The sequence below is a fragment of the Dyella sp. A6 genome, assembly GCF_036320485.1.
GTDB classification, from domain to species: Bacteria; Pseudomonadota; Gammaproteobacteria; order Xanthomonadales; family Rhodanobacteraceae; genus Rhodanobacter_A; species Rhodanobacter_A aluminiiresistens.
This window is the reverse complement of sequence record NZ_CP132911.1, coordinates 2,671,810-2,694,791: the sequence shown is the minus strand read 5'-3', so window position 1 is coordinate 2,694,791 and position 22,982 is coordinate 2,671,810. Positions and strand designations below refer to the sequence as shown.

26 protein-coding genes are annotated in these 22,982 nt (G+C 66.2%); 9 read left to right on the top strand and 17 right to left on the bottom strand.

Annotated elements, in window-relative coordinates; genetic code table 11:
* Positions 1-56: 56 nt before the first annotated feature.
* The 11 genes from RA164_RS12170 to RA164_RS12120 all read right to left on the bottom strand — a co-directional run bounded on the left by RA164_RS12170 (position 57) and on the right by RA164_RS12120 (position 8,343).
* Complete coding sequence (locus RA164_RS12170; RefSeq protein WP_329741114.1) at positions 57-326, bottom strand: HPr family phosphocarrier protein; 270 nt, start codon at positions 324-326, stop codon at positions 57-59.
* Positions 319-711, bottom strand: coding sequence for a PTS sugar transporter subunit IIA (locus RA164_RS12165; RefSeq protein WP_329741113.1), 393 nt, complete (start codon positions 709-711; stop codon positions 319-321). The genes RA164_RS12170 and RA164_RS12165 overlap by 8 nt, the downstream gene beginning before the upstream one ends.
* A 31-nt stretch (positions 712-742) precedes the next feature.
* On the bottom strand, positions 743-1,645 hold the full coding sequence (gene rapZ, locus RA164_RS12160; protein ID WP_329741112.1) for an RNase adapter RapZ: 903 nt from the start codon (positions 1,643-1,645) through the stop codon (positions 743-745).
* Positions 1,646-1,648: 3 nt separating this feature from the next.
* Positions 1,649-2,551: an HPr(Ser) kinase/phosphatase gene (hprK, locus tag RA164_RS12155; protein WP_412731105.1), complete on the bottom strand. Its 903-nt coding sequence runs from the start codon at positions 2,549-2,551 to the stop codon at positions 1,649-1,651.
* Between the two features lie 261 nt (positions 2,552-2,812).
* Positions 2,813-3,136 (bottom strand): ribosome hibernation-promoting factor, HPF/YfiA family, encoded by a 324-nt coding sequence (gene hpf / locus RA164_RS12150; protein WP_329741110.1) that lies wholly within the window; start codon positions 3,134-3,136, stop codon positions 2,813-2,815.
* A 135-nt stretch (positions 3,137-3,271) separates the two neighbouring features.
* Positions 3,272-4,723 carry an RNA polymerase factor sigma-54 gene (locus RA164_RS12145; RefSeq protein WP_329741109.1) on the bottom strand — a complete coding sequence of 484 codons (1,452 nt, stop codon included), beginning with the start codon at positions 4,721-4,723 and terminating at the stop codon, positions 3,272-3,274.
* Between the two features lie 160 nt (positions 4,724-4,883).
* A complete protein-coding gene (lptB, locus tag RA164_RS12140; RefSeq protein ID WP_329741108.1) occupies positions 4,884-5,603 on the bottom strand; it encodes an LPS export ABC transporter ATP-binding protein in 720 nt (239 codons plus the stop codon).
* Positions 5,604-5,606: 3 nt separating this feature from the next.
* The gene (gene lptA / locus RA164_RS12135; RefSeq protein WP_329741107.1) at positions 5,607-6,095 is read right to left on the bottom strand and encodes a lipopolysaccharide transport periplasmic protein LptA; all 489 of its coding nucleotides are present in this window, start codon (positions 6,093-6,095) and stop codon (positions 5,607-5,609) included.
* A gap of 13 nt (positions 6,096-6,108) precedes the next feature.
* On the bottom strand, positions 6,109-6,786 hold the full coding sequence (lptC, locus tag RA164_RS12130) for an LPS export ABC transporter periplasmic protein LptC (protein ID WP_329741106.1): 678 nt from the start codon (positions 6,784-6,786) through the stop codon (positions 6,109-6,111).
* Positions 6,783-7,328, bottom strand: coding sequence for a KdsC family phosphatase (locus RA164_RS12125; protein WP_329741105.1), 546 nt, complete (start codon positions 7,326-7,328; stop codon positions 6,783-6,785). Before RA164_RS12125 ends, lptC begins: the two co-directional genes overlap by 4 nt.
* Before the next feature lie 4 nt (positions 7,329-7,332).
* The gene (locus RA164_RS12120) at positions 7,333-8,343 is read right to left on the bottom strand and encodes a KpsF/GutQ family sugar-phosphate isomerase (RefSeq protein WP_329741104.1); all 1,011 of its coding nucleotides are present in this window, start codon (positions 8,341-8,343) and stop codon (positions 7,333-7,335) included.
* A 177-nt stretch (positions 8,344-8,520) separates the two neighbouring features.
* Here RA164_RS12120 and RA164_RS12115 point away from each other — a divergent pair, with 177 nt between their 5' ends.
* On the top strand, positions 8,521-8,760 hold the full coding sequence (locus RA164_RS12115) for a BolA family protein (protein WP_329741103.1): 240 nt from the start codon (positions 8,521-8,523) through the stop codon (positions 8,758-8,760).
* A gap of 48 nt (positions 8,761-8,808) precedes the next feature.
* Complete coding sequence (gene murA / locus RA164_RS12110) at positions 8,809-10,068, top strand: UDP-N-acetylglucosamine 1-carboxyvinyltransferase (RefSeq protein WP_329741102.1); 1,260 nt, start codon at positions 8,809-8,811, stop codon at positions 10,066-10,068.
* A gap of 138 nt (positions 10,069-10,206) precedes the next feature.
* Here the strand turns inward: murA and RA164_RS12105 are convergent, their stop codons facing one another.
* Genes RA164_RS12105 through purM form a run of 3 tightly spaced genes read right to left on the bottom strand, consistent with a single transcriptional unit; the run spans position 10,207 to position 12,707 of the window.
* Entirely contained in the window at positions 10,207-10,920 is a 714-nt protein-coding gene (locus RA164_RS12105) for a DUF3108 domain-containing protein (RefSeq protein WP_329741101.1), read from the bottom strand.
* Positions 10,921-10,973: 53 nt separating this feature from the next.
* Positions 10,974-11,636: a phosphoribosylglycinamide formyltransferase gene (purN, locus tag RA164_RS12100; protein WP_329741100.1), complete on the bottom strand. Its 663-nt coding sequence runs from the start codon at positions 11,634-11,636 to the stop codon at positions 10,974-10,976.
* 36 nt (positions 11,637-11,672) lie between these two features.
* Positions 11,673-12,707: a phosphoribosylformylglycinamidine cyclo-ligase gene (purM, locus tag RA164_RS12095; protein ID WP_329741099.1), complete on the bottom strand. Its 1,035-nt coding sequence runs from the start codon at positions 12,705-12,707 to the stop codon at positions 11,673-11,675.
* A 93-nt stretch (positions 12,708-12,800) separates the two neighbouring features.
* Between purM and RA164_RS12090 the strand changes: the two genes are divergently transcribed.
* From RA164_RS12090 to hda, 4 genes are read left to right on the top strand one after another with little or no spacing between them, the layout of a single operon-like run.
* Entirely contained in the window at positions 12,801-13,799 is a 999-nt protein-coding gene (locus tag RA164_RS12090) for a DUF2066 domain-containing protein (protein WP_329741098.1), read from the top strand.
* A gap of 16 nt (positions 13,800-13,815) precedes the next feature.
* Entirely contained in the window at positions 13,816-14,382 is a 567-nt protein-coding gene (locus tag RA164_RS12085; RefSeq protein WP_329741097.1) for a CDP-alcohol phosphatidyltransferase family protein, read from the top strand.
* Positions 14,383-14,439: 57 nt separating this feature from the next.
* Positions 14,440-15,618: an AI-2E family transporter gene (locus RA164_RS12080; RefSeq protein WP_329741096.1), complete on the top strand. Its 1,179-nt coding sequence runs from the start codon at positions 14,440-14,442 to the stop codon at positions 15,616-15,618.
* Complete coding sequence (gene hda / locus RA164_RS12075; RefSeq protein WP_329741095.1) at positions 15,615-16,322, top strand: DnaA regulatory inactivator Hda; 708 nt, start codon at positions 15,615-15,617, stop codon at positions 16,320-16,322. Before RA164_RS12080 ends, hda begins: the two co-directional genes overlap by 4 nt.
* A gap of 81 nt (positions 16,323-16,403) precedes the next feature.
* Here hda and RA164_RS12070 read toward each other — a convergent pair whose 3' ends face one another.
* Complete coding sequence (locus tag RA164_RS12070) at positions 16,404-17,207, bottom strand: inositol monophosphatase family protein (protein WP_329741094.1); 804 nt, start codon at positions 17,205-17,207, stop codon at positions 16,404-16,406.
* A 136-nt stretch (positions 17,208-17,343) separates the two neighbouring features.
* On the opposite strand from RA164_RS12070, the gene RA164_RS12065 reads away from it, so the two are divergent.
* On the top strand, positions 17,344-18,114 hold the full coding sequence (locus RA164_RS12065; RefSeq protein WP_412731029.1) for an RNA methyltransferase: 771 nt from the start codon (positions 17,344-17,346) through the stop codon (positions 18,112-18,114).
* A gap of 71 nt (positions 18,115-18,185) precedes the next feature.
* Here RA164_RS12065 and RA164_RS12060 read toward each other — a convergent pair whose 3' ends face one another.
* Positions 18,186-19,514 carry a hemolysin family protein gene (locus RA164_RS12060; RefSeq protein WP_329741092.1) on the bottom strand — a complete coding sequence of 443 codons (1,329 nt, stop codon included), beginning with the start codon at positions 19,512-19,514 and terminating at the stop codon, positions 18,186-18,188.
* 127 nt (positions 19,515-19,641) lie between these two features.
* The gene (locus RA164_RS12055) at positions 19,642-20,046 is read right to left on the bottom strand and encodes a hypothetical protein (RefSeq protein WP_329741091.1); all 405 of its coding nucleotides are present in this window, start codon (positions 20,044-20,046) and stop codon (positions 19,642-19,644) included.
* An 81-nt stretch (positions 20,047-20,127) separates the two neighbouring features.
* On the opposite strand from RA164_RS12055, the gene RA164_RS12050 reads away from it, so the two are divergent.
* Together RA164_RS12050 and recQ are read left to right on the top strand one after the other, a co-directional pair.
* Positions 20,128-20,469: an MGMT family protein gene (locus RA164_RS12050; protein WP_329741090.1), complete on the top strand. Its 342-nt coding sequence runs from the start codon at positions 20,128-20,130 to the stop codon at positions 20,467-20,469.
* 72 nt (positions 20,470-20,541) lie between these two features.
* The gene (recQ, locus tag RA164_RS12045) at positions 20,542-22,356 is read left to right on the top strand and encodes a DNA helicase RecQ (RefSeq protein WP_329743542.1); all 1,815 of its coding nucleotides are present in this window, start codon (positions 20,542-20,544) and stop codon (positions 22,354-22,356) included.
* Positions 22,357-22,982 lie beyond the last annotated feature (626 nt).

The window sequence follows — 22,982 nt, the reverse complement described above, 5'->3', positions numbered from 1 at the left end:
CGGTGATGCGTCGCCGTGTCGGTATCACGTGGCATGCAGCCCTGTCCCTTCTCCATTCAGCCTCCCTCGTCGAATTTGCGGTCGAACAGTGCGACAACCGCATCCAGTGCGGATTCCTCGTCCGGCCCATCGGCACGCACGGTCAGCGGCGTGCCGATGCTGGCCGCCAGCATCATGACGCCCATGATGCTCTGTGCGTTGACCTCGCGTCCCTTGCTGATCAGCCAAACCGTGGATTTGAACCCCTGCACCAGCTGCACCAGCTTGGCCGAGGCGCGTGCATGCAGGCCGAGCCGGTTGGAAACGACAATCTCTTTCTCATGCATGATCGATGAAGATTCCTCCACGGCCGCCGGTAGCGGCGATTTCAGCCAGCTCGTCCAGCGGCTTGTCCGCATAGTTGAGCACGCGCAGCAGCATCGGCAGGTTCAGGCCCGAGACACAGCGTAACCGCACACCGAGCGATCCGAGCGAGAGGCCGATGTTGCACGGTGTGGCGCCGTACAGGTCCGCCAGCACCAGCACGCCGTCACCCTGGTCCAGTTCGTGTGCATGGTGGGCGGTCAGGTCGCGCATCGCATCCAGGTCGGAGTGCGCGGGCACTTCCACGGTGGCCACCCGCAGCGGCAGCGTCGGCATGACGTGCCGTGCCGCGGAGACCAGGGCCTGCCCCACCGATTCGTGGGTCATCAGCAGCACGCCGACGCTCATGTGCACACCTGCCGGGTTGGGCTGGAGCGGGTCATGCGAGCTCCCGGTGAAAGGTCAGCACGCTCTCGCGGCTGGCACGGAAGTGGGCGGCCAACTGCTCCACCAGATACACGGACCGGTGGCGTCCGCCGGTGCAGCCGACGGAGACGGTGACGTAGCTGCGGTCGTCCTGCTCGAAGCGCGGCAGCCAGGCCTCCAGCCAGCGCTGGGTGTCGGACAGGTACTCGCCCACGACCGTCTGGGCTTCGAGGAATGCGCGCACCGGGCCGTCCTTGCCCGAGAGCGGGCGGAGCTCGGGCTTCCAGTGGGGGTTGGGCAGGCAGCGGGCGTCGAACACGAAGTCAGAGTCCAGCGGCAGGCCACGCTTGAACGCGAACGACTGGAACATCACGGTGAGGCCTTCGGTGGCCTGTGCGTAGCCGGTGGCGATCAGCCGTCGCAACTGGTGCACGTTCAGGTCGCTGGAGTCGATCACCTTGTCGGCAATCGCCATCAGCGGGCGCAGCAGGCGGCGTTCTTCGACGATGGCGTCGGCCAGCGACACCCCGCGCTGTGCCAGCGGGTGACGCCGACGGGTTTCCGAGTAGCGCTTGATCAGCACCGTGTCGCTGCAGTCGATGAAGATCAGGTGGACCTGAACACCCTTGCCGGCAAGCTCGGCGAGCACTTTGGGCAGATGCTGGAAATCCTCGCTGCGGTTGCGCACGTCGACACCTACGGCGATCCGGTTGCGGTCGCTGCCGTCGCGTCCGGTGGCCTCCACCAGTTGCGGCAGCAGGGCCGACGGCAGGTTGTCGACGCAGTAAAATTCCAGGTCTTCCAGGGCGCGCAGCGCCACGGTCTTGCCGCCGCCGGACATGCCGGTCAGCACGATCAGGCGGCGGGCGTCAGGGTCGGCCACACGGGCAGCCGTTGGCAGGTCGCGTTCACTCATGGGTCACCACGGGGGAAGGCGGCGCATCTGGTGCGCCTGGCGGTCGATGAAGGTCTGCGCCGGGTCGATGCCCTTGCTCTTCAGCATGTGGCTGCGCACGGCGGCTTCGACCAGCACGGAAAGGTTGCGGCCCGGCGCCACGGGGAGGGTGATCATGGGGATCGGTACCTCGAACACCTCGCGGTGCCCGATGTCGCCGGTGAGCCGGGTCATCGCGTCGATCTCCTCGCCTTCGCGCAGTGGCTTCAGGTGGATGATCAGGCGCAGGTATTTGGACGGCTTGACGGCCGTGTGGCCGAACATCTCGCGCACGTTCAGCACGCCGAGGCCGCGGACTTCAAGCAGGTCCTGTAGCAGCTCGGGGCAGGTGCCGTCGATCACGTCGGGGGCGATCAGGGTGAATTCGGGGGCGTCGTCTGCCACCAGGCGATGGCCGCGACTGATCAGCTCCAGTGCCAGCTCGCTCTTGCCGGAACCGGCCTCGCCGGTGATCAGCACGCCGATGGAAAACACTTCCAGGAAAACGCCGTGCAGGGTGGTGCGCGGAGCCAGCGTGCGGGCCAGGTGGTACTGCAGCCAGGTAAGCAGCTCATGGCCGCGCTTCGAGCTGAGCCACAGTGGCGTGTCGGTTTCCTCGGCCACTTCGCGCAGGTCGGAGGGGATCGGCTGGTCGCGGGTGACGATGAGCGCGACCGGCTCGGTGGCGGCGATCTTGTGGATGGCCTCCCAGCGCTGGCGCGAGTCCAGGCTGTCGAGGTAGCGCAGTTCCTCGCTGCCGATGATCTGTACCTTGTTCGGGTAGATCACGTTCAGGTAGCCGATCAGCGAAGGGCGCCGGGTCTGGGTGGCGCCGGGATCGAGCGCGCGTGATTCGCCGCGCATGCCGGCGACCCAGCGCAGGGACATGCGCTCGTGCACACCATCGAAGAGTTGTCGGGCAGTCAGCCGGTCCAAGCGGTTTTCCTTTCGTGAGCGCCCGCAGGGGCGATCGCAGAAGGCATTGTGCCAGCTTGGCGGTTCGGGTGTGTTCAGGACATGTCGCGCGGGGTCAGGCGACGAGTACGATCAGGCCTGCCGGACAGCCCTGAATGGAGGTGCCGGGGTGCCATTCGGAATTGCGGGGAAGGCCCGCCACATCGGGATGACGTGGCGGGCCTGCGCTCAGGTTCAGCCGTACTGGCGTTCCTGGCGGACTTCACGCTGATGCTTGTCGCAGATCTTTTCGCGGTGACGGCGCAGCTGGCTTACCAGCTTGTCGAACAGCGTGTCGATCGAGGCGTACATGTCGGCCTCGGCTGCTTCGGCGTGGAGGGTGGCGCCACTGGCGGCGAGCGTGCCTTCGGCGCGTTGCTGCAGTTTGTCCAGGGAGAGCACGATAGTGAGGCTTACCAGACGATCGTCGAGACGGGTCAACCGGTCGAGCTTGGCGGTCACATGGTCGCGGAGGGCCGGGGTGACTTCGATCTGCTGGCCACTGAGTTGGAATTGCATGGTGCGCCTCCTGTGGTTTGCCGCCGTGGCGGCGTGGGTCGATGCACCGTCATGGCAGTGCATTCGGTAACCATTGTTTCCTGATATTGGGACGCCGGACCGGCCGGGCAAGTTCCCCTCCATCGACAAGCCGGTTCAACTGGCGCGCTGACGTTCGTTGGAACTTGGAATACGCAATGCCTCCCTGTACTTGGCGACGGTGCGACGTGCGACCTGGATGCCCTTGTTGCGCAGCTCCACGGCCAGGGCCTGGTCCGAGAGCGGTTTGCGCGGGTCTTCGGCATCCACCAGCTTGCGCAGCATCGCCTGGATGGCGGTGGCCGAGGCGCTGCCGCCATCCTCGGTGGATACGCCGCTGGAAAAGAAATGCTTCAGCTCGAAGGTGCCGCGCGGGGTATGGATGTACTTGCGGGTGGTCACGCGCGAGATGGTGGATTCGTGCATGCCGACTTCCTCGGCGACTTCGCGCAGCACCAGCGGGTGCATGGCCTCGGGACCGTAGTCGAGGAAGGCGCTCTGCCGGCGCACGATGGCATCGGCCACCTTGATCAGCGTCTCGGCACGGGACTCCAGGCTTTTCAGCAGCCAGCGCGCCTCCTGCAACTGGCCACGCATCCAACTGGCGTCATTGCCACGCGCCTGGGCGATCAGGCTGCAGTAGTGTTGGTTGAGGCCGAGTTTGGGCTGGCTGTCGGGATTCAGACTGACCTGCCAGCGACTGCCGGCCTTGCGTGCATAGACGTCCGGCGCGATGTATTCCACCGGAGTGGTGTCCAGCGCCGCGCCGGGGCGTGGATCGAGACTGCGGATCAGCATGGCGGCGCCGGCCGCGTCCTCTTCGTCCACGCGTAGCTTGCGGGCCAGGCGGGCCAGGTCGTTGCGGGCCAGCAGGTCCAGTTCGCCGTCGACAATGCTCAGGGCCAGTTCGCGATGCGGGGTGGCTTCGTCGAACTGTTCCAGCTGGGCGCGCAGGCAGTCGCGCAGGTCTAGGCTGCCGACACCCGCGGGATCGAAGCGCTGCAGTTGCCGTCGCACCGACTCGACGTCCTCCAGGCTGGCACCGAGGTGAGCCGGCAGGGCCGCGAGGATGGCATCGAGCCCCTCGGTGAGGTAGCCGTCGTTGTTGAGCGCGTCGATCAGTACCGTGGCAATGGTTTTCTGGCGGGTATCCAGCGAGCTCAGATTGAGCTGCCACTGCAGGTGTTCCTGCAGGGTTTCCGGGGCCGCGTTCTGCGGTTCAAGCCCATCGTCATCGCGTGATCCGCTGCTGCTGCCGGTATGGCTGGCGGAAAAGTCGATCGGCTGTTCGCTGTTGACGTCGCCCTCAGTCCATTCCGGGATGTCGGCGGGATCGTTGTCGGCGGCAACTTCGGCGGTGTTGGAGGTATAGGCATCCTCGCCTTCGTGCTCGTCTTCGGCGCCGGGCTCGGCGTCCTCGGCGAACTCCAGCAAGGGGTTGCTCTCGGCGATCTGGCGCAGTTCGGCCTCAAGCTCGAGTTGCGACAGTTGCAGCAGACGGATCGCCTGTTGCAACTGGGGCGTCAGGGCAAGCTGCTGATTGAGACGAAACTGCAGTCCGGGTTTCATGTCCGCCGGTCGGGATGAACTCGCTGTCATCCTAACCCCTCGCCACGGAGGCGACCATAGCCTTGGCCGGTATTTTGCTAGCGGCGCAGCTGCGCGGCCCCCTCCGTTCCCGCGCTGGCTGGTCTGACGGGGTGCACGGAAAGGGGCCTGGTGTGGTTTTTCAGAGCTTGAATTCGCGTCCCAGATACACCTCGCGCACCTTCTCGTCGGCCAGGATGTGGGCCGGCGTGCCGCGCGAGAGCACCTCGCCCTCGTTCAGGATGTAGGCGCGATCGCAGATGCCCAGGGTTTCGCGCACGTTGTGGTCGGTGATCAGGACGCCGATACCACGTTCCTTCAGGTGCCGCACGATGCGCTGGATTTCGCCGACCGAGATCGGGTCCACGCCGGCGAAGGGTTCGTCCAGAAGCATGTAGCGTGGCTGTGCGGCCAGCGCGCGGGCGATCTCGACCCGGCGTCGCTCGCCGCCGGACAGGCTGACGCCCTTCTGGTCGGCGATATGGCCGATTTTCAGCTCGTCGAGCAGACTTTCCAGTTCGGCGGCCCGCTGCCGGGCGTTGAGTCCGTCACGCAGCTCCAGCACGGCCAGGATGTTGTCGGCCACGCTGAGCCGGCGGAACACCGAGGCTTCCTGCGGCAGGTAGCCGATGCCCAGCTTGGCGCGGGCGTGCATCGGCAGTCCGGTGATGTCCTGCTTGTCGAGGCGGATGCTGCCGCCATCGGCTTCGATCAGGCCGACCACCATGTAGAAACAGGTGGTCTTGCCGGCGCCGTTGGGGCCAAGCAGGCCCACCACTTCGCCCTGGCGGATGGAAAATCCGAAATCGCGCACGACCTGGCGCGAGCGGAAGCGTTTCTGCAGGCCTTCAGCGGAGAGCATGGGTCAGTGCTGTCCCTTCGGGTTGGACGCGGAGCTGGCGCTGGCGGGTACGACGGGCTTGGACGCGGTCTTGCCGGTCGCAGGCTTGGGCTTGGGTATGAAGGTCATGTGCACGCGGCCGTCGGTGCCGCTGACGCCGGTCATCTCGCTGGTCTGGGTGTTGTAGGTGAGCTTGTCGCCGTGTGCTTCGCCGCGGCCCTTCTGCTGGATGAAAGCGTGGCCAGTGAGCACGGCGATGCCGGTGTCGTTGTCGTAGTCCAGCTGGTTGGCGTGGCCGAGCATCAGGTTGCCGCTGTCATCCATTTCCTGGATGTGTGCCGGCGTACCGGTGATCAGCACATGGTCGACGTTCTGGTCGGCATCGAAGTGCACCACCGCCTTGTCGCCGGTGACCTTCATCGTGCCCTGCGTGATGATGACGTTGCCGTAGAAGGTGGCCGTGCTGTTGGGTGCGTACTTGCCGTCGAAACGCTGTGCATTCTCGACGTTCATCGGTTTCTGGCGGTCATCCTTCCGTGCGAGGGCTGGCTGCAGGATGAGCAGACCCAGCGCCAGCGCGCCGAGACGCAGCAGGCCGCGGGTGCGGGACGAAGGTGCCGTGGACGTCATGGAGAAGCTCCAGATGGTTATCGGTAAGTTCGGCGCGCATGCCGACGCCGCTCATTCTACTGGCGCCCTGGGTCATCTGTGCCGGCGCCGCGGTTTCCATGCGGTTCTCCTTGGGCCAGGCAGTGACGTCGGAGGTGTCCAGGGTGGCGGGCAGCGCGTCGCCGTAGGCGGGCCGGTACATGTGCACCGGGCCCTGCAGCTTGAGCAGGGTGCCGGCGTGGTTGACCCAGCCGTAGAGCGAGTTGCCCTGCCAGTCGGGTACGCCGGGTTGCTTCGCAGCCAGGGTGAACCGGGGCGAGGTGATGTACAGCGAGTCGTCGCCCTCGCGGCGATCCAGCCGCGGCGCACGCATGGTGAAGCCGAGCCGGCCCTGCGGGTCGTACGACCACATGCGGAAATTGCTGAGGGTGTAGCCCGAGCGGGGCGGGCCGACGAAGTCGTTGGTACTGGGTGTGGGTGCGATCCACCAGAACACGGCTTGCAACGTGCCGGCGGCCAGGGCAAGCACGGTGATGCCGGTGGCCAGCTTGCGGTCGCGCAGGTATTCGCGCACACGACTGAAGAGATGGCTCACTTCCAGCGATCCCGTTCGGCGGCCAGTTTGCCCTGCGCATGCAGGATCAGATCGCAGACTTCGCGCACGGCACCGTTGCCGCCCGCAAGCCGGGTCTGCCAGTGCGCGGCTTCGGCGACCCACGGGTGCGCATTGGCCACGGCCACCGCCAGACCGGCGATGTGCATGGGCGGAAGGTCGGGCAGGTCGTCGCCGACGAAGGCCGCCTGCTCGGGTGTGAGCTTCAGTGCTTCCAGCAGCTGCAGCAGGCAGGTGCGCTTGTCGCCTTGCCCCTGGTAGACATGTGCGATGTCCAGTTCCTCGGCGCGCAGGGCTACCGGGTGGCTGATCCGGGCGGTGATGAAGGCGACCTGCACGCCATTCGCCTGCAGCCGCTTCAGGCCAAGGCCGTCGTGCACGTGGAATACCTTGGTCTCATGCCCGCTTTCGTCGTAGTACAGCCGGCCATCGGTAAGGGTGCCGTCCACGTCGAAGGCGGCCAGGCGGATGCCGGCAGCACGGGTGAGCAGGGGGGCGGGCAGGTCGGCGAGGTAGTTCGGCATGCGCTCAGACCACCCGGGCGCGCAGCAGGTCGTGGATGTTCAGCGCACCCACCACGCGCTGTGTGTCGTCCACCACCAGCAGGGCATGGATCTGGTGCTTTTCCATCAGCTGGGCTGCCTCGATCGCCAGCTTGTCGGCGCCGATCGCCTTGGGCTTGCGTGTCATCAGCTCGGCCACGCTGGCATTGCGCAGGTCCACGCCGTCGTCGTCCAGTGCGCGGCGCAGGTCGCCGTCGGTGAACACCCCGAGCAGCCGGCGCTCGGCGTCGATCACAGCGGTCATGCCCAGGTGCTTGCGGGTCATTTCCACCAGCGCTTCGGTCAGGCTGGCATCCGGCCCCACCGTGGGAATGCCGTCGCCGGTATGCATCACGTCGCCGATATGCAGGAGCAGCCGGCGCCCCAGGCTGCCGGCCGGGTGCGAGCGGGCGAAATCGTCGGAAGTGAAGCCGCGAGCATCAAGCAGGGCGATGGCGAGCGCGTCGCCCATCACCAGGGCCGCGGTGGTGCTGGCCGTGGGCGCCAGCCCCAGCGGGCAGGCCTCGGCGGAAATGCCGGCATCGAGGTGCACGTCGGCCTGTCCGGCCAGCGAGGAGTCGGGGTTGCCGGTGATCGCGATCAGCGGAATACCCTGGCGCTTGATCATCGGCAGGATGAACAGCACCTCGTCGGTCTCGCCGGAGTTGGACAGCGCCAGCACCACGTCCTGGGGCAGGATCATGCCCAGGTCGCCGTGGCTCGCCTCGCCCGGGTGGACGTAGAACGATGGCGTGCCGGTCGAGGCCAGCGTGGCGGCGATCTTGCGTCCGACATGGCCGGACTTGCCCATGCCGGTGACCACCAGCCGGCCCTGGCAACCCAGGATCAGTCGGCAGGCTTCGACGAATTCGGGACCGATGCGCGATTCCAGTGCACGGATCGCGGCCGCCTCGGTGGCGATGACCGTGCGGGCGCTGCGCACCAGTTCGTCGGCGTCCATGGGCGTGCTGCGGGCGGTGGCTGCGGGTACGTTCATGCGTTCTCGGAGATTGACGGGCGGTGCGGGGCAGGGGGCAGAACCGGGAAACCTGTCGTTTCTGCGGCCGCTGATTTCCATTAACATGGCATATTCGCATTCTATCGTGATGCCCGACGCCGATGGTCGCCAATCCTGGGGCCGGCGTTCAGGATCACCCGTAACGGATACACCACCATGGACGCAGCCACCATCCAGGCAATGATCGAAAACGGCCTGCCCGGCGCGCGCGCTAGCGTGCAGGGCGATGACGGCGTGCATTTCGAGGCGGAAGTGGTGGCCGAGCAGTTCGCCGGCAAATTGCCGTTGGCGCGGCACCGGCTGGTCTATGCCACGCTGGGCGAGCTGATGGGTGGGGCGATCCATGCACTGGCACTCAAGACGCTGACTCCCGGGGAAGCCGCCGCGCGCCGTTGACGGCTGCCGCGCTACTCCGGTTCAAACCATTTTCTGGAAGGACTTTCGATGGCCAAGATTCTGATCAGTGGCGGCGAGCCGCTTCACGGCGAGGTCGGTATCTCCGGCGCCAAGAATGCCGTGCTGCCCATTCTCGCAGCCTGTCTGCTGGCCGACGAGCCGGTCACGATCAGCAATGTGCCCCACCTGCACGACGTCACCACCACGATGGAGCTGCTGGGCCAGATGGGCGTGCAGCTGGTGCTGGACGACCGCATGAAGATCCATGTGGATCCGCGTTCCACCGACCGCTGCTTCGCGCCGTATGAACTGGTGAAGACCATGCGGGCCTCCATTCTGGTGCTGGGTCCGCTGGTGGCACGGTTCGGGCAGGCTGAAGTCTCGCTGCCCGGCGGCTGCCAGATCGGTTCGCGCCCGGTCGACCAGCATATACGCGGCCTGCAGGCGCTGGGCGCCGACATCGTGGTCGAAAACGGCTACATCAAGGCCAAGGCCAGCCGCCTGAAGGGCGCCCGAATCTCGATGGACATGGTCACCGTGACCGGTACCGAGAACGTGATGATGGCGGCGGTGCTGGCTTCCGGCACCTCGGTGATCGAGAACGCCGCGCAGGAGCCGGAAGTGGTCGATCTGGCCAACTGCCTGATCGCGATGGGTGCGCAGATCGAAGGTGCCGGCACCTCCACCATGACCATCCACGGTGTCGAGCGCCTGCACGGCGCGGAATACGAAGTGCTGCCCGACCGTATCGAAACCGGCACGTTCCTGGTCGGCGCGGCGATGACCGGCGGCAAGGTGCGTGCCCGTGGCACCCGCGCCAACACCATGGACGCTGTGCTGGCCAAGCTGGAAGATGCCGGTGCGCATGTGAACACCGGCGACAACTGGATCGAGCTGGACATGAATGGCCGCCGGCCCAAGGCGGTGAACATCACCACGGCGCCGTACCCGGCCTTTCCCACCGACATGCAGGCGCAGTTCACCGCGCTCAACTGCGTGGCCGAGGGCGTGGGCATCATCACCGAGACGGTATTCGAGAACCGCTTCATGCATGCCCACGAACTGCAGCGGCTGGGTGCCGACATCCGTCTGGAAGGCAATGCCGCGATCATCCAGGGTGTGCAGCACATGAGTGGCGCGCCGATCATGGCCACCGACCTGCGTGCCAGCGCGTGTCTGGTGCTGGCCGGCCTGGTGGCGCAGGGCGATACCACAGTGGACCGCGTGTATCACATCGACCGCGGTTACGAGAATATCGAAGAGAAGCTCGGTGCCCTGGGCGCGAAGATCCGGCGCCTGCCGACCTGAGTGTCAGCCGGCGCCTTGCGCCGGCACCATCCGGTCCTCTATCTGCGACGCCCGGGTTGCGCGGATGGTCACGCGTCGGGCTGTTCCTGTGCAGCGAAGCTGCCGTGGATGATCGGTCTGCCGGTCCGTAAATGCGGATCAGGGGCGGCGAAAGCTCACCAGCTGCAGGGTCAGGTCGCCACCGCCCTTCTGCGCAAGTTTCACCGGCATCGGGTATTTCGACGGCACGTACCACGCGGCGAAGGCATTGCTCGAGTCGCTGCGCTCGACGCGTTCGGCCTGGAAGTGGCCGGCCGGCACCTGCACGGCGGCGTTACCCTTCACCTGGTACGTCTGCCGCTCCACGCGCTGCCTCACGCCGACCGGGAGCGACACACTACGTCCACCATCCTGCAGGGCCAGCCCAATGGCCAGCGGCAGGATGTTGCGGTCGACCATGCCGGGGGCCGGGGCATATCTGAAATGCCTGCGGTTCTCGGTGACCTGCACGGTATGCCTGTTCCAGTCCACCTGCATGTGCCGGTGGATCTGCTTGAAGGCGGTATCCATGCGGTAGTCGTAGGTGAGCGCTTCCGCGGCGTCGTGGCTCCAGCGGAAGCGGCTGGCTTCGCTGGAGCTGGCACCGATCATCGCGGCGAAGCCCGAGGTGCCCTTCATCTCGTTGCTGTAGGCATAGTCGCCATTGCCGACCGGCTTGAGGCTGATCGTGGCCTGCCCGATCGGGTTGCCGTCGCTCAGTACCTGATAGGTCGCGGTGAACGCCTGCGGCGGGGTGGCGGCATGGGCGGCAGTGCCGGCAAAAGCCAGTGCGAAGCCGGCGGCGAGGGTGAGGTGACGCTGGAAGGTCGACATGCGGTCAGAGTCTACCGGCCGTGCCTGAACGCGGCATGGCGACCATGCCGCGTTCAGGCGGCCAGCGTGTCTTCGCCGAGCAGCAATGGCTGCGCCAGCAGCTGCCGGTCGAGCTCGATGCCATTTGCACCCAGGCTGAGCCTATGGCTGGCGATCAAGCCGGTCACCGCTGGCAGCAGGCGGTGCTCCAGCGGCAGCAGTCGCGAGGCCAGCGTGTGTTCGTCGTCGTCCGGCAGCACCGGCAGTTTTGCCTGTGCGATCACCGGGCCGCCATCCAGTTCGGCGGTGACGAAATGCACACTCGCACCGTGCTCGGCATCGCCGGCCTCCAGTGCGCGGCGGTGCGTATGCAGGCCGCGGTATTTCGGCAGCAGCGATGGGTGGATGTTGATGATCCGGCCGGCCCAGGGTGCCAGTACCGTGCCATCGATGATGCGCATGAAACCGGCCAGCACCAGCAGTTCGGCGCCGCTGGCGGCAATGCGGGCAAACAGCTCGCGGTCATAGCTGGCGCGGTCCGCGTAGTTGCGCGGCAACAGTGCGAGTGTCGGAATCCTCGCCGTTTCAGCCAATTGCAGCGCACCGGCATCCGCCTTGTCGCTGGCGACCAGGGTGAACTCGACCGGCAACTGGCCGGCCGCATGCGCCTCGATCAGCGCGGCAAGGTTGCTGCCGCGGCCGGAGGCGAGCACGGCGATCTTCAGGGCTTGTGTCATGGCGTGGCGTGTCGACGGCTGGGCGAAAGCTGCGGATCAACCGATCCGCACGCGTTCGCCGTCCGTAGCGGCTTCCACGACACCGATCACGGCGCTTTCCAGGCCGTGCTTGGCCAGCAGTGCCTTGGCGGCATTAACGGCGCTCTCGGGCAGGATCACGGTGAAACCGACGCCGCAGTTGAAGGTGCGCCACATTTCCTCACGCGCCACGTTGCCTTCGCGCATCAGCCAGTCGAACACCAGCGGCAGCTTGATCGCCGAGGCGTCCAGCGCCAGGCCCAGGTCGTCGGGGACCACGCGGATGATGTTTTCCTTGAGGCCGCCGCCGGTGATGTGGGCCATGCCGTGGATGGCGGGGCCCTGGTTGACCAGCAGCTCCAGCATCGGCTTCACGTAGATGGTGGTGGGCGCCATCAGCGCGTCCACCAGCCGGGTGCCGTCGAGGTCGAGGGCCAGCGGGCTGCCGGCGCGTTCGAGGATGCGCCGGATCAGTGAATAGCCGTTCGAGTGCGGGCCGCTCGAAGCCACGCCCAGGATCACGTCGCCGGCGGCGATCAAAGCGCCGGTGAGCATGCCATCCTTCTCCACCGCGCCCACGGTGAAGCCGGCCAGGTCGTATTCGCCAGGCGGGTACATGTCGGGCATTTCGGCTGTTTCACCGCCGATCAATGCACAGCCGGCCAGTTCGCAGCCCTTGGCGATGCCGCCGACCACAGCTGCTGCGGTGTCTACGTCCAGTTTGCCGGTGGCGAAATAGTCGAGGAAGAACAACGGCTCGGCACCCTGCACCAGCACGTCGTTCACGCACATGCCGACCAAGTCGATGCCGATGGTGTCGTGGCGGTTCAGTGTCTGCGCCAGCTTGAGCTTGGTGCCCACGCCGTCGGTGCCGGAGACCAGTACCGGCTCGCGGTACTTGTTGCCCAGGGCGAACAGGCCGCCGAAGCCGCCCAGTCCTCCCATGACTTCGGGGCGGAAGGTGCGCTTGACGAGTGGCTTGATGCGTTCGACCAGGGCATTACCGGCGTCGATATCGACTCCGGCGTCGCGGTAGGTGAGGGCGTCGGACATGGCGGAAACCGGCCGTGGAAAACGCATAATGATAGACGTTGAGGGCCGGATTGGGCAGACTTTCCCCGAGTTTCCCCCAAGGTTCGCCCCATCATGCGCCTGTCGCGTCCGCTGATTGCTTTCCTGCTGCTTGGCTTCGCCGCGTTGTCGCCGTTGCGTGCATTCGCCCAGTCCACCTCGCCCTACACGGTGGTGGTGCCGGTTTCGGACACCAGCGAAGCACAGCGCGACCAGGCCTTTTCCACCGCGCTGGCACAGGTGCTGGCACGGGTTTCGGGGGGGCAGGACCTGCGCAGCAACCCGGGTTACAGCGATGCGCTGAAGAATGCGCCCGGCATGGTGCAGCAATACCAGTATCAGCGCGCTACCGGTGCTTCGGCCGGCCTGCTGCTGCAGACGACGTTCGACAGCGGTGCGATCCGTCGTGCCATCGCCCAGATGGGCGCCAGCAGCGCCGGGGTGAAGCCGCCGGTGTTGCTGCTGGTCCATGGCGTCGGTGGCAGTCTGCTGGGCCAGGATGCGCTGGCGCCCCTGGCGTCGGCAGCCGGGCAGCGTGGCTACAACGTGGTCTACGCGGACAACACTGCCGCCTTGCCTGACATGACCAGGCTGGCCGCCGCCGACCCGTCGGCGCTGGCAAGCATCACCGGGACCTACCACACCGGTCTGGTGCTGCTGGGCCAGTTGCGCCAGGGGGGCGCGGACTGGACCCTGCTGAGCGGCGGCAAGGCACAGCACTGGGCGGACCAGGCCGGCAGCACTGGTGCCATCCTCTCGGACGCCGGCAATGTCATGGCCGACCGGCTCGGCCGGCAGCTCAACGTGATCGCCGGCAGCACGACGGTCGAGGGAACCTTCTGGGTGTCCGGACTGACCTCGGCACGCGACTATGCCGGCATGCTGTCCGCGCTGCGTGCCGATCCGTCGGTGCTCAAGGTGGTGACCGTGGGTGCACAGGACGATGGTGCCCTGCTGGACGTGAAGAGCAGCCTGGCGCTGCCGGCACTGGCCGCCGATCTTGCGGCCGGTGGCCAGCTGTTGCAGGCGCCGCCGCACCAGGGCGCGGACGTCAGCCTGCGCTGGCTGCACTGATGGCATGAGGCAGGCGATGCAACCGGCATCGCAGTCGCCGTGGCGACATCTGCCCAATGCCGTGTCGTTGCTGCGCATTGTCCTGATTGCACCGATTGCATGGCAGTTGCTGCAACGTTGCTGGATTCCAGCGCTCTGCCTGATTGCGGTTGCCGGCGCATCCGACGGGCTGGACGGCTTCCTTGCTCGCCATTACGGCTGGCGCAGCCGGCTAGGCGGCATGCTCGACGCCAGCGCGGACAAGCTGCTGCTGGTGACCTGTTTCGTGCTGCTGGCCTGGCTGGATATCACGCCGCTGTGGCTGGCCTGGGTGGTCTGCGGTCGCGACCTGATGATTGCCGCCGGTGCGCTGCTGTGGCGTTTGCTGGTCGGCCCGATCCAGCCGCAGCCCAGCATGCTCTCCAAGGTCTGCACGGTGATGCAGATCCTCTACCTGCTCGATGTGCTTTTCCTGCAGGCCGGTTGGCTTTCGCTGCCATCGCCGCCGTTGGGCTGGGCGGTGGCGGTGTTGTGTGGCGCAAGCTGGCTGGATTACGCGGTGCGCTGGTCGGTCCGCGCGAGGCTGGCTCGCCGCCTGCGCTGACAGCCAGGGGCAGCATCGGCGACACTGGGACTCCTACTCATCGACGGATCGACGCGCATGAACCAAGACATTTCGCGTGACGCCTCGCGGCGCTGGCAGATGATGGCGATCGTGGCCGTGATCATCGCGCTGATGTGGCTGCTGGCGCCGGTGATCATGCCGTTTGCGATTGCCGCGATGCTTGCCTACATGGGCGACCCGCTGGCCGATCGCCTCGAAAAGCTGGGGCTCGGACGCACGCTGGCGGTGAGCATCGTGTTCATCGTGCTGCTGATCGTGGCGGCCGGCGCGCTGTTGCTGCTGGTGCCGTTGATCGTCAGGCAAGTCGAGAGCCTGGTACAGAACTTGCCGCGCTACTTGGCGTGGGGACACGACACCGCGCTGCCGTGGTTGCGGCGCACATTCCACCTCGATCCGCACGCGCTCGACAGCGATCGCCTGATAGCGGCGGTGAAGGAGCACCTGGGTTCCATCGGCAGCGTGCTCGGCAAGCTCTCGCGCTCGGGCATGGGTGCGGTGATGTGGCTGACCAACCTGGTACTGATTCCCGTGGTGGCCTTCTACCTGCTGCGCGACTGGGACCGGCTGGTGAGCTGGATCGACGGCATGCTGCCGCGTCCGGTCGAACCGACCGTGGCGCATCTGGCGCGCGAGTCCGATGCGGTGCTGGGTGCCTTCGTGCGCGGTCAGCTGCTGGTGATGCTGGCACTGGGTATCTATTACGGCGTATCGCTGACCCTGGTGGGTATCAGTGTGGGTCCGTTGATCGGCATGGTTGCCGGGTTGCTCAGCTTTGTGCCCTATCTCGGTTTCATCACAGGTTTCGGGGCGGCTATCATCGCCGCGCTCGTGTTGCACGGCGACTGGCTGCATGTGCTGCTGGTGGTGGGCGTGTTCATGGTCGGCCAACTGCTCGAAGGTTACGTGCTGGTGCCGCGCCTGGTGGGCGAGAAGATCGGCCTGCACCCGGTGGCGGTGATTTTCGCGGTGCTGGCCGGCGGTTACCTGTTCGGTTTCCTGGGCATCTTGCTGGCGCTGCCTGCGGCCTCGGTCATCCTGGTGCTGCTGCGCTACCTCAGCGAGCGCTACCGCCGCAGTGACCTGTATACCGGTGCCGGGCCCGACGACCCTGTGCCAGTCGAACTGCACGTGATACTCACCACCCGCGACGGCAGCGTGGAAACCGCGGCCGTACAGTTGAAAACCGACGCCAAGGACGCCGGCACGCCACCATGATTCCGCAGCTTCCGCTTGCCCTGCGCTGGCCGCGTCGCCAGCGCTTCGAACATTTCCACCCGGGTACCAATGCCGCTGCGTTGGGTGCCGTGCAGGCCTTGGCGCGGGAGACCGGGGCGCCATGGGTCTACCTGCATGGGCCTGCCGGCAGCGGCAAGAGCCACCTGCTGATGGCGGCCTGCCAGGCGGCCGGTGAGCTGGGGCGCACTGTGCAGTATCTGCCGTTGGCCAAGCTGGTCGATCGCGCCATGGCCCTGCGCGGCGTGGCCGGCAGCGATCTGCTGGCGCTGGACGACCTGGGCGCCATCGCGGGGGACGGCGAGGCCGAGCACGCGCTGTTCGATCTCTACAACCGGGCGAAGGCAGAGGGCACGGCGCTGCTGTTCGCGGCCGAGGCGACGCCGCTCCAGCTTGGGCTGGGTCTGCCTGACCTGCGCTCGCGCCTGGGTGCATGCACACAATTCGCCCTCAAGCCGCTGGACGATGCCGAGCGGCGCGATGTGCTGAAGCACCAGGCGGCGGCACGTGGCATCGAGCTGGACGATACGGTGCTGGACTGGCTGTTTGCCCGCTATGCCCGCGACCTGGGCGCCTTGCTCGATCTGCTGGACCGGCTCGACCAGGCCTCGCTGGCGGCGCAACGACGCATCACGGTGCCGTTCCTGCGGGGGCTGTTGCGCGAGATGGATGCGTCACCGGGTTGAGTCCGCATATCGACCTGGCACGCGTGCACCGTGGCGTATGCGTGCCGCTTTCCCGGCGGAGCCTTGCCGCTACTTGTGAGCTCAGGCCCTGAGCAACGTCGGCGTGGCGTGTGCGCCAATGACGTCGGTCATGGCCTTGGCCACGTTCAGGTTGCCGGCGATCAGGTTGCCGCTCTCGGGAATACCATCGCGGCCGGCGAAGTCGCCGTAGCGGCCGCCCGCCTCGTGCACCAGCAGCACGCCGGCGGCCATGTCCCAGGGCTTGAGGCCGATCTCGAAATAACCGTCGTAACGACCGGCGGCGGTATAGGCCAGGTCCAGCGCGGCCGAGCCGGAACGGCGGATGTCCTCGGCCTGGCCGAGCAGCGCGCGGGTCATCGCCAGTTGGGCATCGAGGTGGGCGCGCTGGCGGTAGGGGAAGCCGGTGGCGATCATCGCGCCGCCCAGGTTGTCGCGCTTGCTGACGCGGATGCGGCGATCGTTGAGGTAGGCGCCATCGCCCTTGCTGGCGGTGTAAAGCTCGTCGCGCAGGGGGTCGAACACCGCGCCGTACTGCGGCACGCCCTTATCCAGCAGGGCGATCGACACGCTGAAGTGCGGGATGCCGCGCAGGTAGTTGTGGGTGCCGTCGAGCGGATCGATGACCCAGGTCAGCGGGTTCTTGCCGATGGCGCCACCTTCCTCGGCGAGGATGGCGTGGCCGGGGTAGGCGCGGCGCAGTTCCTTGACGATTTCGGCCTCGGCCAGCCTGTCGACCTCGGAGGCGAAGTCCATGCGCTGCTTCTCGACGACATTGAGGCCGTCGATGCGGTTCATGTAGCGCAGGATCACGTTGCCTGCGGCGCGCGCGGCGCGTACCGCGATGGTGACGGCGGGTCTGGTCATGGCTTCGGCTTTCGAAAGAACGGGTTGCGGCCGGCGATTCTAGCAGAGGCGAGGGTCGACCGGCAGGCATTGCCCGGCGGTTGTCTGCGGTGGCGTTGTGCATCGACTATGCTTGCAGGCTGTTTCGCGCCGACCCATGCCCATGACTCCTGCTGCCGATCCTGTCTCCCTGTTCCGCTTCGTGCTGGTGCGCACCTCGCACCCGGGCAATATCGGCAGTGCGGCAAGGGCGATCCGCACGATGGGTTTTACGCGCATGGAATTGGTCTCGCCGCATCGTTTCCCCGACCGCGAGGCGGATGCGCTGGCGGCTGGCGCGGACGACGTGCTGTCGACGGCCGGCGTGCATGCGGAGCTGGTCGACGGACTGGCGGGCTGCACCTTTGTAGTGGGGTTGTCGGCACGCCGTCGTGGCATCAACCTGCCGGAGCTGACGCCACGCGAAGGTGCCGCGCAGGCGTTGGCGGCGGCACGGCGAGGCGAGCAGGTGGCGCTGGTGTTCGGCAATGAGCGGACCGGCCTGGAGAACGATGAACTGGCCCGTTGCCATGCCATGGTGCGCATCCCCAGCGTGGACGATTTCAGTTCGCTGAACCTGTCGCAGGCGGTGCAGGTGATGGCCTACGAGCAGCGCCTGGCGCTGCTCGGTGATGCGCCGCTCCAGGCTCCGCCCGAGCATGATCGGCCACTGGCCGATGCGGCGCAGATGGAGCGGTTCTACCAGCATCTTGCCGATACGCTGGACGATATCGACTTCCACAAGGGTCGTTCCCCCGAGACGATCATGTTGCGCTTGCGCAAGCTGTTCCAGCGGGCCCAGCCCGACGAGCGCGAACTGCGCGTACTGCATGGCATCCTGGCGGATGCGCAGCGGATGGCGCAGCTGGCGAACCAGCGCGAGGGGTGAGCGCTGGCGGCGTGGATGCCGGTCTGCTGCTGCGAGGCGGGTCGAGTCTGCGAATACGCTGAGCCGACGCCTCAGCCGCTTTCCTCGTCGCCGCCTTCCTCGTGTGCCGGCGCGGGGACGACCAGCAGCTTGTCGATGCGTGCGCCATCCAGGTCCATGACCTCGAAGCGGATACCCTGCCATTCGTAGGTTTCGCCCACCTGCGGAATATGGCCGAGTGCGGTCATCATCATGCCCGCTGCAGTGTGGAAGTCGTGCTCTTCCTCGCCCGGTAGCCGGTCTACATGCAGCAGTTCGCGCAGGTCGTCGGTCGACAGGCTGCCGTCGACCAGCCAGCTGCCGTCCGCGCGGGTCACGATGGGGGCGCTTTCTTCGCCACTGCCATGGCCGAGCTGGCTGGCGCCCACGACGGCGGCGAGCAGGTCGTTCAGGGTGACCAGTCCTTCGATGTCGCCGTATTCGTCCACCACCAGGGCCATCGGCGTTTCGGCGTCGCGGAACTCTTCCAGCAGGTCCAGCGCGCGGGCGGTGGCCGGTACGTACAGGGGCTTGGCCAGGGTGCGGAACAGTTCGGGAGCACCCTGGGTCATGCCGCCGAGCAGGCTTTTTACTTCCACCACGCCGACGATGTCGCTCTCGTCGCCGCGGTAGACCGGGTAGCGCGAATACGGCGTGTCGCGCATCACTTCGATGTTCTCGCTGCGTGACGCGGCGATGTCCAGCCAGGCGATGCGCTTGCGTGGCGTCATCACGCTGTCCACGCTGCGGTCGCCCAGGCGGAGCACCCGGTTGACCATGGCCTGTTCGTCGCTGTCCAGCACGCCCTGTTCCGTGCTTTCGGCCACCAGTAGGCGGATTTCCTCTTCGGTGATCGCGTCACGGCCCTTGTCGCTGATGCGCAGCAGGCGCATCAGCAGGCTGCTGGACGCATTGAGCAGCCAGACGAAGGGCGCCGTGGTGCGCGACAGCACCAGCATCGGCATCGCCACGTAGCCGGACACGCGCTCGGGTGCGGTCAGGGCCAGGCGCTTGGGCAGCAGTTCGCCGATCACGATCTGTACGAACGAGATCAGCACGAAGCCCAGCACGATGCCGATGACATGGGCATACGGCGTCAGCCAGCCCAGACTGTGGATGCGCAGCGAGGCAGCGATATGGGTGCCTACCGCATCGCCGGCCACCGAGCCGGTAATCAGCATTACCAGGGTGATACCTACCTGGACCGTGGACAGGAACCGTTCGGGAGCTTCCGCATGCCGCAGTGCCATCTGGGCACGACGGCTGCTGCGCGCCATTTGCTTGAGACGGCTCTTGCGCGCAGCGACCAGCGCCATTTCCGACAGCGCGAAGAAACCGTTGCACAGGGCCAGGATGAGGACGAGCGCGACTTCGGTCAGCATCGCAGCGGATTGGGAGGGGGTTTCATGTGGCCAGTGTAAGGCCTGGCGTGCGTTCCATCATCTGCATGTCGCCATGCCGTTCCGCAACGAGGAACTACGGCTTGTCTGGCAACCGGTGTTGGCGGAGCTAGAGCGAGTCGCCGCTGTTGGCGATGGCCCGCTCCAGTTCGTCGCCCAGCACGCCAAGCTCGCTGATCAGGCGTCGCAGGTCCGCCTCGTCCAGCAGGTCGTACGGGCGGTTCTCGCACAGGTGCAGGAAAGGCGAGCCATCCAGGTCGGTCACGGCCAGGAAGCCGCAGCGCTGTTCCCAGTTGAAGCGCAGGCAGCGGCGCGGATCGGTGCCGGCAAGCGGACCGACCGGCGTCGATATGCGCAGGTAGCGGCGGCCATCATCGCCTTCCAGCTCGGCCAGGTAGATGCCCTGATGCCGACCGTCGGGCAGCCGCAGGTCAAAACTGATCAGGTAGGGATCGTTCTGGCGCAGTGTGTAAAGGCTGCCGATATGGGAGCGCACGGCTTCGAAGTGGTGCATGTGCGGCTTCCTTCATGAAACGCTGAGACTGCTGGGAACACGATGGTACCCTCTACGCCACCCGATCCCAAGTTATTGCCCATGCAGGACGCACACGCCCGCGTCTACGCCGCCATCGCCGCCATTCCACCGGGCCGCGTCGCCAGCTATGGCGCCATCGCCGCCCGCGCGGGGCTGCCGGGACGCGCGCGACTGGTCGGTCGGCTGCTGGGCGAAGTTCCCGAGGGGATGCAGTTGCCGTGGTTTCGGGTGCTCCGAGCCAGTGGCGAGATTGCCTTGCCGAGGGGCAGTCGCGGCTTCCGTGAACAGTGCCGACTGCTGCGTGCCGAGGGCGTGGACGTGAAGAACGGTCGTGTGGCCCTGAGTGCGTTTGGCCTGGATGCGGACATCGACCGCGCCCTGTGGGGCATGCCGCACGCTTGAGTGCCGGTTGCCCACGCAAGCCGGCCACATGGCCCGATCGATCATGTCGTCCGGTTTGCTAGCATGGCAAGGATGCACTCAACGGCTTCCGACTTACTTCGCAGCGTCTTCGGCTACACCCAGTTCCGCGGTCAACAGCAGGCTATCGTCGAGCATGTGGCGGAAGGCGGCGATGCGCTGGTGCTGATGCCCACGGGCGGCGGCAAGTCGCTCTGCTTCCAGATTCCCGCGTTGTTGCGCCAAGGCACGGGCATTGTCGTTTCGCCGCTGATTGCCTTGATGCAGGACCAGGTGGACGCGCTGCGCGAGGCCGGCGTGTCGGCGGCCTATCTCAACTCCAGCCTTGATGCGGAATCCCAGCGTGAGGTCGAGCGCCAACTGCTGGCGGACGAGCTGAATTTGCTTTACGTGGCGCCCGAACGCCTGCTGACAGGCCGCTTCCTGAGCCTGCTGGAGCGAACCGAGGTCGCGCTGTTCGCCATCGACGAGGCCCATTGCGTGTCGCAGTGGGGGCACGACTTCCGGCCCGAGTACCGTGAACTTACCGTTCTGCACGGGCGCTTCCCGCATGTGCCCAGGATTGCACTGACCGCGACCGCCGACCCGCGTACGCGCGAGGAAATCGTGGAACGACTCGGGCTCCAGCAGGCGCGCCAGTTCGTCTCCAGCTTCGACCGTCCCAACATCGGCTACCGGGTGATGTTGAAGCACTCGCCACGCACGCAGCTGATGCGCTTCATCGAGGGACACCGTGGCGAGGCCGGCATCGTCTATTGCCTCAGCCGCAAGAAGGTCGACGATACCGCCGCCTGGCTGGCCGATGCAGGGATCGAAGCGTTGCCCTATCACGCCGGCCTGGATGCGGCGACGCGCGCGAAGAACCAGCAGCGCTTCTTGCGTGAGGATGGTGTGGTGATGGTGGCGACCGTCGCATTCGGCATGGGCATCGACAAGCCGGACGTACGCTTCGTGGCCCATCTGGACCTGCCGCGCTCGATGGAGGGCTATTACCAGGAAACCGGCCGGGCTGGGCGTGATGGCCTGCCTGCGGAGGCCTGGATGATTTATGGCCTGGCCGATGTTGTGACGATGAGCCAGATGATCGCCCAGTCCGAGTCCGCCGACGAACGCAAGCGCATCGAGCGGCAGAAACTCGAATCGCTGCTCGCTTATGCCGAGGCCACCACATGCCGTCGCGAATTGCTGCTGGGTTCGTTCGGTGAGAATTTTCACGGTCCGTGCGGGCACTGCGACAACTGCGTGGAGCCCCCGAAGACCTGGAACGCCACCGTGCCGGCAAAGAAGGCGCTTTCAGCGGTCTATCGCAGCGGGCAGCGTTTCGGCGCCGGTCATGTCATCGATATCCTGCGCGGGGTGGATGGCGAGCGCATGAGTCAGTACGGGCACGACCAACTGAGTACCTTCGGCATTGGTGCCGACATCGACGAAAAAGGCTGGCGTTCGGTGTTTCGGCAATTGCTGGCCGCAGGCCTGTTGGCCACGGATGCAGAGGGCTACGGCACCCTGCGACTGACCCCTGCCAGTCGCGACGTACTGATCGGTGGGCGCGAAGTGCATTTGCGCGAAGATGCGCGACCGGTTCGTTCGGTCCGTCGGCGACGGGACAGCCAGCTCGTGACCGGTGCAAGCATTGGCATCGAGGCCTATGAGCAGCCCATGTGGGATGCGTTGAGGGCCCTGCGTGCCCAGTTGGCCAGGCAGCAGGGTGTGCCTCCTTATGTGGTCTTTCATGACGCGACACTGCTGGCCATGCTCCGGGCCTTGCCCTCGGACGAGCAGGAATTTGCCCAGATCAGTGGTGTGGGCGAGTCCAAGCTCAAGCGCTACGGCCGCGATTTCCTGGCAGTGATCAACGCCACCGGGTAAGCCCCGGGGTCAGGGCTGTGCCGTCGAGCGGGTTATGTCGTTCGAGGGATCAGTACGCCATGCACCACTGCGGCGACGCTGGCCTGGTGGTATGTATTGCAGCCATTTCGGGCTGGCGCCAGGCGTCTAGTTGCGCTGGAAGGCGCGCGCGCGGCCACACGTTGCGAAGTGTGGCGAGCGCGGCTTCGGCAGAATCATGGCGGCCGCACTCCACCCTGCCGTGCAGGGCACGCCAGCGCCTGCCGTGCTGGACAATGCGGAACAGGCCGAGTTTGGAAGGGAATACGTACTGGGAGAGCATGGTTTGGGAGAGCATGGGGAGTGCTCCAGGGTGGGATACCCGGCATCTTCCCCGGCAGGCATGACATCACCGTTGCCGTGATGTGCTGCCGTCATGGCAGGGAGCTCATTTATGTGACGTGGTTATCGTTTTGTCTGGGCGGCCATTGGGTGTTTCGGCTCTCAGGGACGGCTTTGATTGCCGCAGTCTGCCGACCTCGCTATTGCGCGTAGCGTCAGTTTGGCCCTGCTCGGGTCAGTATGCGACGCAGGTCAAGTACGGCCGGCGACGGCCGTTAACGAGAGAGACGGGATGGGGCTGCGGCTGGAGCAAGGCGCATATCCAG